We start from the raw sequence: 13,968 nt of genomic DNA on the forward strand, positions 1-13,968 counted from the left end.
CGCCTCACGGGCCGGTGCGGCGCTGAACGTCACTGAGGTATTACACCGAACACACCGTGGAAGCCGGACAGACCGCCACGTTCGACGGCGACACCCCGCACACCTACCGCGGCTCCGGCACCGAACCCTGCCGCCTGATCATGACGGTCCATCTGCCGCCCGGTCCCACCCGCCCCTAGAGCGGCGCCGGAGAAGTCGCCCCGGCGATCAGCAGACGCGGGCTGCCGGTGCCGTCGGCCGGGACACTCCACAGGTCGCTGCTGCCGACCTTGCCCTGGGTGGGGAGGGCGTAGGCGACGGTGTGGTCGTCGAGCCAGGTGGCCTGGTCGTCGACGCTGTGGCGTTCGGCCAGCGGCGTCTCCTTGAGGGTGCGCAGGTCGAGGACGTACTCGTGCCAGAGGTCGGTGCGGGACAACACCCGCTTCTTGAAGGCGACCCGGGTCTCGTCCGGGGAGAGTGAGGGACACTCCACGTTCTCGACCAGGGTGGTGACCTTGCGCTGGGAGAGCGAACCACGGACCAGATAGGTCTTGTCGGCGGTGTTGAGGGTGGCGTAGAACGTGTCGTCGTCGGAGGCGAAGGTGACGCCCCAGAAGTTGATGTCCGAGGCGTGGTAGGGCTTGCCGTCCTTGATGACGGAGAACGTCTCCAGGCTGGGGATCAGCTTCATGGTGCGGGTGTCCAGGATCGAGGTCCGGGTCGAGAAGAAGGCGGACGAGTAGGACTCGCCGGAGACGAACACCGTCCAGGCGACGAGGCGGCCGCTCGGCGAGACCCGGGCCCGGCTGGGGGTGCCCGCGAGCGGGTACGTGTGCTTGGTGCGGAGGTTCGCGTCCAGCAGCAGGGCACGGTTGCTCTGCTTGAGGACGCCGGTGGTGGACTGGAGGCAGACGCCCGTGCCGGCCGCCGCGTAGAAGCGCGCGCACTTCAGGTCCGAGGCGATCCGCTTGCCGTGCGGATCGGCCGACGGGACCGAGGCGACCGCGGTGCGGTGCGGGCCCGCGGCGCCGTTGACGAAGGTCAGGCGGCTCTTCTGGTCGAGCGTCAGCCTGCCCGCGCCGACGGTGGGGCCGCCCGCCTGCGCCTGGTTCGCCCGGTCCGCGCGGGCCTCGGCGTGCAGGACCACGGCGGTGCCCACGCCCGCGAGCAGCAGCACCGCCGTGACGAGGACGATCAGGCGGCGGCGGAGCGGTGTCATCTGGATCCTTGTGGCTGTGGTGGTCATCGGGTCTCTCCGGCCGGCCGCAGCACGAAGCCGGCAACGGCCGCGCAGCACAGCAGGCCGACCGCCGATCCTGCCAGCGCCGGGCCGTCTCCCCACGCCGTCCAGGCGGCGCCGAAGGCCAGCGAGCAGCAGAACCGGGCCAGCGCCTGACTGGTGCCGACGATGGCGAGGCCGCTGGCGCGCAGCCGCTCGGGCACGATGCCGGCGAGAGCGGCCGGGAGTACGCCGTCGGTGGCCGCGTAGAACGTGCCGTGCAGGGCGAGCACGAGAGGGGGCAGAGCCGGGGTGTCCGGAGCCCAGAGCAGCAGGGCGTAGGCGGCGAGCAGAACCGCGTGCCCGGTGAGGAACACGGTGCGGCGCCCGACCCGGTCGGCCAGCGCGCCGACGGGCACGGCCAGCAGCAGGAACACGACAGCGGTGCCCAGCGGCAGCAGCGGGAACCACTCCTCGCCGATGCCCGCACGCCGTTGCAGCAACAGATAGACGAAGGCGTCGCTGACGGTGGTCAGCCCCAGCAGCGCGGCACAACCGGCCAGCGCACGGAGTCGCGGCAGCCGCAACAGCGCGAGCGCCTCGCGGAGGCGGACGGGGGGTTTGCCGGGCGGCACGTCGGCAGGTTCCGAGCCCGGGGTCTGCGCGCCGTCCGCTGTGCTTGCCTGGTCCGGCCGTGCGGTCTGAGCAGCACTCGGCACACCTGCCGCACCCTGCGCCCTCCCCGGCACGAACAGCACCAGTACGACCACGCCCAGCACGGCCACGCACGTGCTCACGCCGAACACCGCGTCGTAGCCGTCTGCCGCCGCGCGCAGGATGAGGAAGGCCGTCAGGGGCCCGAGCATGGCGCCGGTGGTGTCCATCGCGCGGTGCACGCCGAAGGCCCGGCCCTGCTTGTCGGCCGACGTGGACAGGGAGATCATCGCGTCGCGCGGGGCGGTGCGCAGGCCCTTGCCGGTGCGGTCCAGGGCGAGGACCGTACCGAGCGTGCCGATGCTGCCGGCTATCAGGAGCAGCGGCTTGCACAGCGCGGACAGCCCGTAGCCGAGGCCGGCCAGCAGCTTGTGGTTGCGTATGCGGTCGGCGAGATGGCCGCCGGTCAGCTGCACCAGGGCGCTGACGCCGTTGTAGACACCGTCGAGCGTGCCGAAGCCCAGCGGGCTGAAGCCGAGGGTGGTGACGAGGTAGAGCGGCAGGACCGCGGTGACCATCTCCGAGGAGATGTCGGTGATCAGGCTGACCGTGCCCAGCACGAGCACGACCGGGGCGACCCGGGGCCGCAGGTCGCGTCTTCGGGCGGGATCGGTGTCCGCCTTCACGGGCGCGGAGCGGTCGGTGAGGTACAAAGCCAGTACTCCAGGTGCGGTGCGTTCAGTTCTGCCGGCTGCTCTCGTCCCGTAGCCAGGTGCCGAAGTCCTGTGCCCGGATGGCCTTTCGGGCCCTGCGCCGGGAGGCGACCGCCGCCGCGACGAAGACCACGACACCCGGCAGGAGCTTCGGGTCCTCGCGCAGCAGGGCGATCAGATCGGCCTTGCCGGTGCGCGCCGAGGCCTCGTCCGGGCTCTTGTGCTGTTGTTCGACCTGGGCCGTGGAGACCATGGCGCGGATCCGCCGCTTGATCAAATCCGGCCAGGTGCGCGGTGGGTGGACCACGACACGGGCCGCGTCGACCACCAGCCGCTCCTTCGGGGCGAACGCCAGGGACGCGGCCAGGTCGTCCGCCATCAGTGGCGGCAGCTCGGCGATCCGGGTGTGCCCGGCCTTGGAGACCGCGATGACACCCCGGCCGAAGAGGCCCTCCCGAACGGCGGGCAGCCGCTGCCAGACCCGGTAGTAGGCGCGCACCCGCCAGGCGCAGCCTTCCAGCGGAATGTGCCGTTCGGGGGCGGTGGCGAGGATGCCGGACGCCGCGTCGTCCAAGGGCTCGGTGAGCGCCCGTACATCCGCATCGGTGATCACGACATCGGCGTCCACGTAGAGGCGCGGGAAGCCGCGCGCGTGATCGTCACCCGCCCGCAGCGCCGCGTGCTTGGACGGCACGGGTATCTCCACCACCCGCACGCGTGGGCCGCGGTCGGCGGCGATCCGCGCGGTTTCGTCCGTGCACCCGTTGCATACGACCACGATGTCGGTGTCGTCCTCGGGTGAGGAATCAGCCAACAGTGAATCGAGGAGGCGGGCGATGACTCGGGCCTCATTGTGGGCCGGGATCACGATGCTCGTCACGGGGGCAGTATGCCGTCGGTGTCACTATTGCGACATGTGTTTCGTCCAACTGTTCCCGAGACTGCGCCGCGTGGTCTAGATTGACGACCGCCGGACCGGTTTGGGTGGGGAACTTGTTCTTGACTGCATGTCAGGTTCGGCTTTCTGAACATCATTGAACAGTCAGTTGCCAGCATGCTGGGGGCATGAGGCGGTTGGGGAACCGCCGAAGCCTCCCTCGCTTTCCGGTGCCGCCGTGTCGAGGGCACTTCGGTCAGGGGTGGAGCCGCGCATGTGGTGGGGGGAGCATGACCATTGAGGTCACGCATGAGCATCCGCTTGTGGAACACAGGAATCCACAAGCCCGTCGAAGACGTGGGGAACGCAAGTACCGCATCGTCCTCTTGGTCGCGGACGGCCTGGCGGCCGTTGCCGCGGCCTTCCTGATCCACGCGGCGTACGGCCGTTGGGCGGTGGCCCTGGTGCTGCCTCCGACCTGGATCGTGGCCATGCTGGCCCACCGTTCCTACGACCGCAGCACGCTGGGTCTGGGGACCGAGGAGTACCGACGGGTGCTTCGCGGGGCCGTCGCGCTGCCGGCGCTGGCCGCGGTCGTTCACTGGCTGTTCGCACACGATTCGGGGCTCCTCCATGACATGATCATGGCCGCGGTGCCGGCCGCGGCGATCGCCGTGCCCCTGCGCTACACGCTGCGCCGCAGACTGCACCGAAGATGGGCCCGCAACCGGGACCGCAGCGCAACGCTCCTGGTCGGCCCGTCGAGCGGCATCGTGGACATGGTCTCCGTGCTGCGGCGCGGCGGCGCCCAGGAACTCCAGGCCGCCGGTGTCTGCCTGAGCGATCCGGAGAACGCCACGGAGATCCGCAGGCTGGGGCTCCCCGTCCTCGGCGGTGTCGGCGGCATGAACGACGTCGTCCGGGCCCTGGGCATCAGCACCGTGGTGGTGCTGCCCGCGCCCGAGTTCGACGCCTCCGTCCTGCGCCGGATGTCCTGGACGGCGGCCGTGCAGGGCGTCGACTTCCTGCTGGCCCCCGTGCTGACGGACGTGTCCGCGGCCCGGCTCGCGGTGCGGACCACCAACGGGGTGCCGCTGGTGCGGATCCACCCGCCGAACCTCTCCCGGTTCTCCCGCCTGCCCAAGGAACTGCTGGACCGCTCGCTGGCGGCCCTGCTCCTGGCCCTCCTCGCGGTGCCCCTGCTGCTGATCGCCCTGATCGTCCGGCTGGACAGCTCCGGACCCGCGCTGTTCCGGCAGCAGCGGGTGGGCCGCTACGGCGACCACTTCACCATGCTGAAGTTCCGCACGATGCGGCCCGACTCGGAGGCCCTGCGGGCGGAGCTGGAGCACCTCAACCAGAACAGCGACGGTCTGCTGTTCAAAGTGAAGGAAGATCCGCGGATCACTCGCTTCGGATCGTTCCTGCGGCGCAGCTCGCTCGACGAACTGCCCCAGCTGATCAACGTGGTCATGGGGCAGATGTCGCTCGTCGGCCCGCGCCCTCCGCTGCCCCAGGAAGTGGAGGAGTACACGCCGGACATCAAGCGCCGACTGCTGGTGAAGCCCGGCCTCACCGGACTGTGGCAGGTCAGCGGACGCTCCGACCTGCCCTGGGACGAGGCGGTCCGGCTCGATCTCGGATACGTGGACAACTGGTCGATGAGCCTCGACCTGTCGATCTTGGTGCGCACCGGGTCTGCGGTGGTGCGGGGAACGGGGGCCTACTGATGGACCGAAACAAGAGGAGCCAAGTGACGCAGACCAAGGAGCCGTTGGGGGTCGCGGTCGTCGGGGCCGGCTACTGGGGTCCCAACCTCGTACGCAACTTCCAGGCCAGTGACCGGTTCCGGCTGCGCTGGCTCTGCGACCTCGACGTGGACCGGGCCCAGAGGGTCCTCGGCGGGTACTCGACGGTCCAGGCCACCGCGGACTACGCGGCCGTCCTCGCCGACCCCTCCGTCGCCGCCGTGGCCGTGGCCACGCCCGCCGGAACCCACCTCGACATCGCCCTCGCCGCCCTGCGCGCCGGCAAGCACGTCCTCGTGGAGAAGCCGCTCGCGGCGACCTACGCCGACGGGATGCGCCTGGTGACCGAGGCGGAGGAGCGTGGTCTCACGCTCATGTGCGACCACACCTACTGCTACACACCCGCCGTGGCCCGCATCCGGGAGCTGGTCCGCTCCGGCGAACTCGGCGAGATCCACTTCGTCGACTCGGTCCGCATCAACCTCGGGCTCGTGCAGAAGGACATCGACGTGATGTGGGACCTCGCCCCGCATGACCTGTCGATCCTGGACTTCATCCTCCCCGACAACGTCGAACCGGTCGCCGTCGCCGCCCACGGGGCCGACCCGATCGGCGCGGGCCAGGCCTGCGTGGCCTATCTGACACTCACGCTCAACACCGGCGCCATCGCCCACGTGCATGTCAACTGGCTGTCGCCGACCAAGGTGCGCACCACCATGGTGGGCGGCTCCAAGCGCACCCTCATCTGGGACGACCTCAACCCCGCCCAGCGCGTGGCGATCTTCGACCGCGGCGTCGACCTGGCCTCGCCGCAGGAGATCGGCGCGGACGAGCGCCGGGACATGCTCGTCTCGTACCGCTCCGGGGACATGGTCGCGCCCGCCATCGGCGAGAAAGAGGCGCTGCGCAGCATGGTCGACGAGTTCGGCGACGCGATCGGCCAGGGCCGGGCGCCGCTGACCGACGGCCGGGCGGGCCTCAGGGTGCTGGACATTCTCGAGGCGGCGTCCCGGAGCCTCGAGTTCAAGGGCGCGGTCGTCGGCCTGCGCGCCGGGCGTTGACAGATCCAATTCGCTGAGAGGTAAGTGCAGTTGAGCAGCGTACGCGGCAAGAAGATCCTGGTCACCGGGGGAGCGGGCACCATCGGCTCCAACCTCGTCGACCTGCTGGCCGAGGGCGGCGCCCGCGAGATCGTCGTACTCGACAACTTCGTGCGCGGGCGGCGCGCCAACCTGGCCCAGGCCCTGCCCAGCGGTGTCGTGGAGATCGTCGAGGGTGACGTCCGGGACGCCGAGACCGTACGGAAGGTCACCGAGGGCGCCGACCTGGTGTTCCACCTCGCCGCGATCCGCATCACCCAGTGCGCGGAGGAGCCCCGGCTGGCCAACGAGGTCCTGGTCGACGGCACCTTCAACGTCCTGGAGGCGGCGGCCGAGGCCGGAGTGGCCAAGGTGATCGCCTCGTCCTCGGCGTCCGTCTACGGCATGGCCGAGACCTTCCCGACGACCGAGCGCCACCACCCGTACAACAACGACACCTTCTACGGCGCCGCGAAGGCCTTCAACGAGGGCATGCTGCGCAGCTTCCACTCCATGTACGGCCTGGACTACGTGGCCCTGCGCTACTTCAACGTCTACGGCCCCCGCATGGACATCCACGGCCTCTACACCGAGGTCCTCATCCGCTGGATGGAGCGCATCGAGGCGGGCGAGCCGCCGCTGATCCTCGGCGACGGCACGCAGACCATGGACTTCGTCGACGTCCGCGACATCGCCAGGGCGAACGTCCTGGCCGCCGAGTCGGACCTCACCGACGAGGTGTTCAACGTCGCGAGCGGTACGGAGACTTCGCTGAAGGAGCTCGCCGAGGGCCTCCTGGAGGCCATGGGCGCGTCGGGCCTGGAGCCGGTGCACGGGCCCGCGCGTGCGGTGAACGGGGTGACCCGGCGACTCGCCGACACCTCGCAGGCCGCCGACCGGCTCGGCTTCACCGCGGAGATCGACCTGCGTACGGGACTGCGCGACCTGGTGCAGTGGTGGCGCGCGGAGCGGGAGGCCGCCAAGTGAGCACCGACCGCATCCCCGTGATGATCCCCTGGCTCGGCGAGGAGGAGGCCAAGGCCGCCTCCGACGCGGTGCTGTCCGGGTGGGTCGCCCAGGGGCCCCGCGTCGCCGAGTTCGAGCGGGCCTTCGCCGAGCGGGTGGGCGCCGAGCACGCCGTCGCCGTCAGCTCGTGCACCACCGCCCTGCACCTGTCCCTCGTCGCGCTCGGGCTCGGCCCCGGCGACGAGGTGATCGTCCCCTCGCTGTCGTTCATCGCCACCGCCAACGCCGTACGGTACGTCGGTGCCGAGCCGGTGTTCGCCGACGTGGACCCCGCCACCGGCAACCTCACCGCGGCGACCGTGGACGCGGTCCGCACCCCGCGCACCGAGGCCGTCCTCGCCGTCCACCAGGGCGGCGTACCGGCCGACGTGCACAGTCTGCGCGCCGCCTGCGCCGAGTGGGACCTGCCCCTGGTCGAGGACGCGGCCTGCGCCATCGGTTCGACCGTCGGCGGCAAGCCCGTGGGCCACGGCGCGCTGCTCGCCGCCTGGTCCTTCCACCCCCGCAAGCTCGTCACCACCGGCGAGGGCGGCATGGTCACCACCGACGACGCCGAGTGGGCGGCCCGGCTGCGCAGGCTGCGCGAGCACGGCATGAGCGCTTCGGCGGCCGAGCGCCACGCCAGCAACAAGCCGGTTCTGGAGAGCTATCTGGAGGTCGGCTTCAACTACCGGATGACCGACGTCCAGGCCGCGATCGGCCTGGTCCAGCTCGGCAAGCTCGACGCGATGATCGCCCGCCGCCGCGAGCTGGCGGCCCGCTACGAGGAGTTGCTGCACGACGTCGTCGGCCTCACCCCCGTACGCGACCCGGCGCACGGGCAGAGCAACTTCCAGTCCTACTGGGTGCTGCTGGACGAGGACTTCCCCGTCGGCCGCGACGACCTGCTCGCCGCTCTCGCCGACGCCGGCGTCTCCGCGCGGCGCGGAATCATGGCCGCGCACCTCGAACCCGCCTACGTGGACCACCCCCGCGCACCCCTGCCGGTCACCGAGCGGCTCACCCGCGACTCGCTGATCCTGCCGCTCTTCCACACCATGACCGAGGCCCAACAGGACCGGGTCGTGGCGGCGCTGCGCGAACAGGCCCGTGGATGAACGAACTTGTGATCGTCGGCGCGGGCGGCTTCGCCCGGGAGACCGCCCAGGCCGTCGCGGACACGGGCGAGTTCAAGCTGCTCGGGCACCTGGACGACAACCCCGCCCTGGACGGCACCGAAGTGGACGGCGTGCCCGTCCTCGGCGGCTGCGACCTGGTCCACGACCTGCCCGACGCGCAGGTGGTGATCTGCGTCGGCAACCCGAGGGACTATGCGGCCCGCGCCCGCCTGGTCCACAGGCTCGGCCTGCCCGCGGAGCGCTACGCCACCGTGATCCACCCGACGGCGGCGGTCTCGGCGACCTCGCAGGTCGGCCCCGGCTCGGTGCTCCTGGCGCACTGCGTGCTGACCGCGGCCGTGCGGGTGGGTGCGCACGTCGCCGTGATGCCGCACGTGGTCCTCACCCATGACGACGTGGTCGAGGACCACGCCACGCTGGCGTCCGGCGTCCGCCTGGGCGGGGGAGCGCGGCTGGAGCGGGGCGCCTATGTGGGCTCCGGGGCTCTGGTCAGGGAGGGCACGACGGTCGGCGCCTGGTCGCTGATCGGGATGGGGAGCAGTGTGCTCGGCGACGTACCGCCGGGCGAGGTCTGGGTGGGGAGCCCGGCCCGACGACTGCGCGCGGCGGACGCGCCCGCGCTGGACGAACTCGCGAAGCGAACAGATCAGTGAAGCGAACAGAACAGTGGGGGGACCGCTGACATGAACCAGATTCCGCTTGTGGACCTCAAGGCGGCCCATGAGGAGGTCGCCGACGAGGTGCGGGCCGGATTCGAACGGGTCCTGGCCAACACCGCGTTCGTGGGGGGCGACGAGGTCCGTCGGTTCGAGCGTGAATACGCCGACTTCGGCGGCGTCGCGCACTGCGTGGGCGTCGCCAACGGCACCGACGCCGTCGAACTCGCCCTGCGCGCAAGCGGCGTCGGGCCCGGCGACGAGGTCGTCGTACCCGCCAACACCTTCATCGCCACCGCCGGCGCGGTCGCGCGGATCGGGGCCCGTCCGGTCCTGGCGGACTGCCTGCCCGACAGCTACCTCCTCGACCCCCAGGCCGCGCTGGACGCGGTCGGCCCCGCCACCCGCGCCGTCGTACCCGTGCACCTGTACGGGCAGATGGCCGAGGTGGCCGAGCTGACCCGCCAACTGCCCGACCGGGTACGGGTGGTGGAGGACGCGGCTCAGTGCCAGGGCGCGACCCGCGACGGCCGGACGCCGGGCAGCGACGGGATCGCGGCCACCAGCTTCTACCCGGGCAAGAACCTGGGCGCCTACGGCGACGCGGGCGCCGTGCTCACCGACGACGAGGAAGCGGCCGACCTGGTCCGCGCGGTCGCCAACCACGGCGGCGTCGCCAAGTACCGCCACGACGTGCCCGGCTTCAACAGCCGGCTGGACGGACTGCAGGCCGTCGTCCTGCGGGCGAAGCTGGCACGCCTGGCCGACGGCAACGCGGCCCGGCGCGCGGCCGCGACCCGCTACGACGAGCTGCTCGCCGACCTCGCGGCCACCGGACAGGTCGTGCTCCCCGTCACGGCACCCGGCAACCTCCATGTCTGGCACCTGTACGTCCTCCAGGTCGACGGCGCCGACCGCGACGACGTCGTCGGCAAGCTGAACGCCGAGGGCATCGGCGCGGGCGTGCACTATCCGGCACCGGTCCACCTCACACCGGCGTACAGCCATCTCGGGTACTCGCGGGGCGACTTCCCGAACGCGGAGAAGGCGGCGGACCGCATCCTTTCACTCCCGCTCCACCCCCACATCACCCCAGACCAGCAGCAGTGCGTCGTGGACACGCTCATCCACGCGCTTCGCGGCTGACCCCCCCACGGTTTCACGCTCCACGCAGACCGCACGGGTCGGTCCTGCACAGCACCGCTGAGAGGTACACATGAAAAGATGGAGCAGACGGATCAGAGGCAGCCGCCTCGCCGTCGTGGCAGCGTTGATATTGGCGGTGCTCCCGCTGACCGGGTCCGCCCAGGCGGCGTCCGATCCGTGCGGTTCGGGATCGAACCCCGTCGTCTGCGAGAACTCCAAGACGGGCAGCCCCAAGTCCGACTGGTTCTCGCCCAACGCCTATGGCGACATCCAGGGTTTCACCACCAAGGAGAGCGTCCAGGCGGGTGACACCGTCCAGTTCAAGGTCCAGTCGAAGACCTCGTACAACATCCAGATCTACCGGCTGGGCTGGTACGGCGGCGACGGCGCGCGCCAGATGTCGACCGCGGCGCAGGCGGCCGTGACGTACCCGGCCAACTACACGTCCAAGCCCGCCAGTTGCACCACCAAGAGCAGCACCGGCCTGGTCGACTGCGGCAACTGGCCGGTGACCGCGACCTGGACCGTGCCCAGCGACGCCGTGTCGGGCCTGTACATCGCCAACCTGACGCAGACCGACGGCGACGGTCTCATGCCGTACCCGTTCGTGGTCCGCAACGACTCCAGCACCTCCGACATCGTCGTGCAGACCAGTGACCAGACCTGGCAGGCGTACAACGACTACGGCGGCCAGGACCTCTACGGCGGCACCGGCCCCGCGCCGGACGGCCGTGCCTACGAGGTCAGCTACAACCGGCCGCTGGACATCGGCGGCGACAACGGCATCTACGGCTCCGAGTACATGATGCTGTCCTGGCTGGAGCGCAACGGCTACGACGTCAGCTACACGTCCGGCGTGGACGTGTCGTCGAGCAGCGGTGCCACCCTGCTGAAGAAGCACAAGGTGTATCTGTCCTCCGGGCACGACGAGTACTGGACGCAGAGCCAGTACTCGAATGTGCTGGCCGCCCGCAAGGCGGGCGTGCGGCAGGGCTTCTTCAGCGGCAACGAGGTCTTCTGGAAGACCCGGCTCGCCCCGAGCATCGACGGCACCAGCACCGCCGACCGGACCCTGGTCTGCTACAAGATGACCAAGATGGCGCAGAACAACGGCATCGCCGACCCCAGCGGCGTCTGGACCGGCACCTGGATGGACCCGACCAGCACCAACTACGGTCAGAACTACCAGCCGCCGAACATCCTCACCGGCTCCATGTTCACGGTGAACGGCTACCGCAGCGACGCCATCACGGTCCCGGGTTCGTACGGCAAGAACCGGATCTGGCGCAACACCTCGATCGCGAACCTCACTTCGAGCCAGACCGCCACCTTCCCGACGGGCACCCTCGGGTACGAGTGGGACAGCGACATCGACAACGCCACCAGACCCGCCGGAGCCATCGACGTGTCGTCCACGACGGTCGACATCAACGACGGCAAGCTCCGCCAGGACTGGGGCAACGTCTACGGCAACGGCACGGCGACGCACAATCTCGTCGAGTTCCGCGACCAGGACTCCGGGGCCCTGGTGTTCGGCTCGGCGACCGTGCAGTGGTCGTGGGGTCTGACCAACATCCCGACGTACAACCCCGATGACACCGTGGTCACCGAGGACTCGCGGATGCAGCAGGCGACCGTGAACATCCTCGCCGACATGGGCGTCCAGCCGCTGACCCTGCAGAGCAACCTGGTCAGCGCCTCCGCCTCCAGCGACACCACCGGTCCGACCATCACCGTGACCAGCCCGTCCTCCGGGACCACCGTCCCGGCGCTGAAGCCCGTCACCATCAAGGGCACCGCCACCGACTCCGGCGGAGTGGTGGCCCGCGTCGAGGTGTCCACCGACGGCGGATCGACCTGGCAGGCGGCCACCGGCCTGTCGTCCTGGAGCTACAGCTGGACCCCGACGACTCCGGGCTCGGCGTCCATCAAGGTCCGCGCGGTCGACGACAGCGTCAACATCGGCGCCGTCACCACCATCCCGATCACGGTCGGCCCCCAGGCCTGCCCCTGCTCCATCTTCGCGGCCTCGTCCGTGCCCGGCACGGTCAACGCCGGTGACGGCAGCTCGCTGGAGCTGGGCGTCAAGTTCCGTACCACGGTGGCCGGCTCGATCACCGGCGTCCGCTTCTACAAGTCGCCGGCCAACACCGGCACCCACACCGGCAGCCTGTGGAGCGCCTCCGGCACCCGACTGGCCACCGGCACCTTCACCGGCGAGTCGGCCTCCGGCTGGCAACAGCTGAACTTCTCCACCCCGGTGACGGTCAAGGCCAACACCACCTATGTGGCCTCGTACTTCGCGCCCAACGGCGGATACTCGTACGACGCCGGCTACTTCAGCAACAGCGACGCGGGCCTGGCCCCGCTCACCGGCCTGAAGTCCGGCACCGACGGCGGCAACGGCGTCTACCACTACGGCTCGACGAGCGCCTTCCCGTCCTCCGCGTCCTCCGGCAGCAACTACTGGGTCGACGCAGTGCTGGACACCTCGACGGCCAGCACCACCCCGCCCACCGTCAGCTCGACGTCCCCGACCTCCGGGGCGACCAGCACCTCGATCACCGCACCGGTGTCGGCCACCTTCAGCTCGGCGATCGACACCGACAGCGTGACGTTCACCGTGAAGGACCCGGACGGCAACACCGTGCCGGGTGCGGTCACCTTCCCCGCGTCGAACAAGGCGACCTTCACCCCGTCGACCGAACTGGAGCTGCACACCACGTACACCGCCTCCGTCCAGGCCTCCGACGTGTGGGGCAACGCCATGACGGATCCGGTGACCTGGAGCTTCACCACCAGTTCCACGCCGCCGGCGGTGACCTGCCCCTGCATGCTGTGGAGTTCGTCCGCGGTGCCGGCCACCACCGACGTGACCGGTGACACCAACTCGGTCGAGCTGGGCACCCGGTTCACGTCCTCCTCGGCGGGCTGGATCACCGGCGTCACCTTCTACAAGGGCACCGGCAACACGGGCACCCACACCGGAAGCCTGTGGGGCGACGACGGCACGCTGCTCGCGAGTGGCACCTTCACCAACGAGACGGCATCCGGCTGGCAGACGCTGACCTTCGCCACTCCGGTGGCGGTCACCGCGGACACGGCGTACGTCGTCTCCTACCACGCGCCGAACGGCAACTACGCGGTGGACGGCGGCTACTTCTCGGCGGCCCACCAGTCCTATCCGCTGACGGCCACGGCCGACACGACCGCACACCACAACGGGCTCTACCGGTACGGCAGCGACTCGGCCTTCCCGAACGGCTCGTACGGATCGGCGAACTACTGGGTCGGCCCGGTCTTCACGGCCGACGACCCCAGCGCCCAGCTGGCGACCGTCACCTCCTCCGAGGTGACCACGTCCCTGCTGGCGCACACCGCCGACGCGGGCAGCCCGCTGGTCACCACCCTGCCCGCCGACGTGAAGCTGTCGTCGGTCAAGGCCACCGTGACCGTCCTGAAGGGTTCCAAGGCGGCCAAGAAGCTCCATGTCACGGCCGTCACCTCCTACAACCGGGCCACCCACAAGGTGACCGTCCACCTGTCCAGCCCGTTGCCGGACGGCACGCGGTTCAAGGTCACGCTCACGGCGAAGGACAGGAACCGCCACACGGTGAAGTCCCACAGCTGGACGCTGACCAGCAAGACGACCGTCCGCAAGAAGAAGAACTGACCGACAACACCCCACCGGTGGTGGTCCCCCGCGAGGCCGCGGGGGACCACCACCGGGGATTGGCTTCCCCCATCAGATGA

The 13,968-nt window shown here is 70.3% G+C and carries 10 protein-coding genes and 1 pseudogene; 8 read left to right on the top strand and 3 right to left on the bottom strand.

The window, feature by feature from the left end; translation table 11 throughout:
- Positions 1–44: 44 nt before the first annotated feature.
- A pseudogene (locus ACWC09_RS36715) lies at positions 45–179 on the top strand (cupin domain-containing protein); the annotation flags it as partial.
- Here ACWC09_RS36715 and ACWC09_RS36720 read toward each other — a convergent pair.
- The 3 genes from ACWC09_RS36720 to ACWC09_RS36730 are packed head-to-tail and all read right to left on the bottom strand — an operon-like array spanning position 176 to position 3,445.
- Positions 176–1,225, bottom strand: a complete 1,050-nt coding sequence (locus ACWC09_RS36720) for a TolB family protein (protein ID WP_450855366.1) — start codon at positions 1,223–1,225, stop codon at positions 176–178. The pseudogene ACWC09_RS36715 and the gene ACWC09_RS36720 overlap by 4 nt on opposite strands.
- Positions 1,222–2,565, bottom strand: a complete 1,344-nt coding sequence (locus ACWC09_RS36725) for an MFS transporter (RefSeq protein WP_450855367.1) — start codon at positions 2,563–2,565, stop codon at positions 1,222–1,224. The genes ACWC09_RS36720 and ACWC09_RS36725 overlap by 4 nt, the downstream gene beginning before the upstream one ends.
- A gap of 25 nt (positions 2,566–2,590) precedes the next feature.
- Complete coding sequence (locus ACWC09_RS36730; RefSeq protein ID WP_450855368.1) at positions 2,591–3,445, bottom strand: glycosyltransferase; 855 nt, start codon at positions 3,443–3,445, stop codon at positions 2,591–2,593.
- Between the two features lie 287 nt (positions 3,446–3,732).
- On the opposite strand from ACWC09_RS36730, the gene ACWC09_RS36735 reads away from it, so the two are divergent.
- From ACWC09_RS36735 to ACWC09_RS36765, 7 genes are all read left to right on the top strand, one after another.
- Positions 3,733–5,172 (top strand): exopolysaccharide biosynthesis polyprenyl glycosylphosphotransferase, encoded by a 1,440-nt coding sequence (locus tag ACWC09_RS36735; protein ID WP_450855369.1) that lies wholly within the window; start codon positions 3,733–3,735, stop codon positions 5,170–5,172.
- Positions 5,173–5,195: 23 nt separating this feature from the next.
- On the top strand, positions 5,196–6,251 hold the full coding sequence (locus ACWC09_RS36740) for a Gfo/Idh/MocA family protein (RefSeq protein ID WP_450855370.1): 1,056 nt from the start codon (positions 5,196–5,198) through the stop codon (positions 6,249–6,251).
- 24 nt (positions 6,252–6,275) lie between these two features.
- A complete protein-coding gene (locus ACWC09_RS36745) occupies positions 6,276–7,256 on the top strand; it encodes an SDR family NAD(P)-dependent oxidoreductase (protein ID WP_450855371.1) in 981 nt (326 codons plus the stop codon).
- Entirely contained in the window at positions 7,253–8,392 is a 1,140-nt protein-coding gene (locus ACWC09_RS36750) for a DegT/DnrJ/EryC1/StrS family aminotransferase (RefSeq protein ID WP_450855372.1), read from the top strand. Before ACWC09_RS36745 ends, ACWC09_RS36750 begins: the two co-directional genes overlap by 4 nt.
- Entirely contained in the window at positions 8,389–9,066 is a 678-nt protein-coding gene (locus ACWC09_RS36755; RefSeq protein ID WP_450855373.1) for an acetyltransferase, read from the top strand. The genes ACWC09_RS36750 and ACWC09_RS36755 overlap by 4 nt, the downstream gene beginning before the upstream one ends.
- Before the next feature lie 30 nt (positions 9,067–9,096).
- Positions 9,097–10,215: a DegT/DnrJ/EryC1/StrS family aminotransferase gene (locus ACWC09_RS36760; protein WP_450855374.1), complete on the top strand. Its 1,119-nt coding sequence runs from the start codon at positions 9,097–9,099 to the stop codon at positions 10,213–10,215.
- Positions 10,216–10,330: 115 nt separating this feature from the next.
- Entirely contained in the window at positions 10,331–13,888 is a 3,558-nt protein-coding gene (locus ACWC09_RS36765; protein WP_450855375.1) for a DUF4082 domain-containing protein, read from the top strand.
- Positions 13,889–13,968: the final 80 nt, after the last annotated feature.

The organism is Streptomyces sp. NPDC001617 (assembly GCF_053596855.1).

Coding starts and splice junctions, on each gene's coding strand:
- ACWC09_RS36720 (WP_450855366.1), bottom strand. CDS start 1,225: ATGACCACCACAGCCACAAGGATCCAGATGACACCGCTCCGCCGCCGC.
- ACWC09_RS36735 (WP_450855369.1), top strand. CDS start 3,733: ATGACCATTGAGGTCACGCATGAGCATCCGCTTGTGGAACACAGGAAT.
- ACWC09_RS36755 (WP_450855373.1), top strand. CDS start 8,389: ATGAACGAACTTGTGATCGTCGGCGCGGGCGGCTTCGCCCGGGAGACC.
- ACWC09_RS36760 (WP_450855374.1), top strand. CDS start 9,097: ATGAACCAGATTCCGCTTGTGGACCTCAAGGCGGCCCATGAGGAGGTC.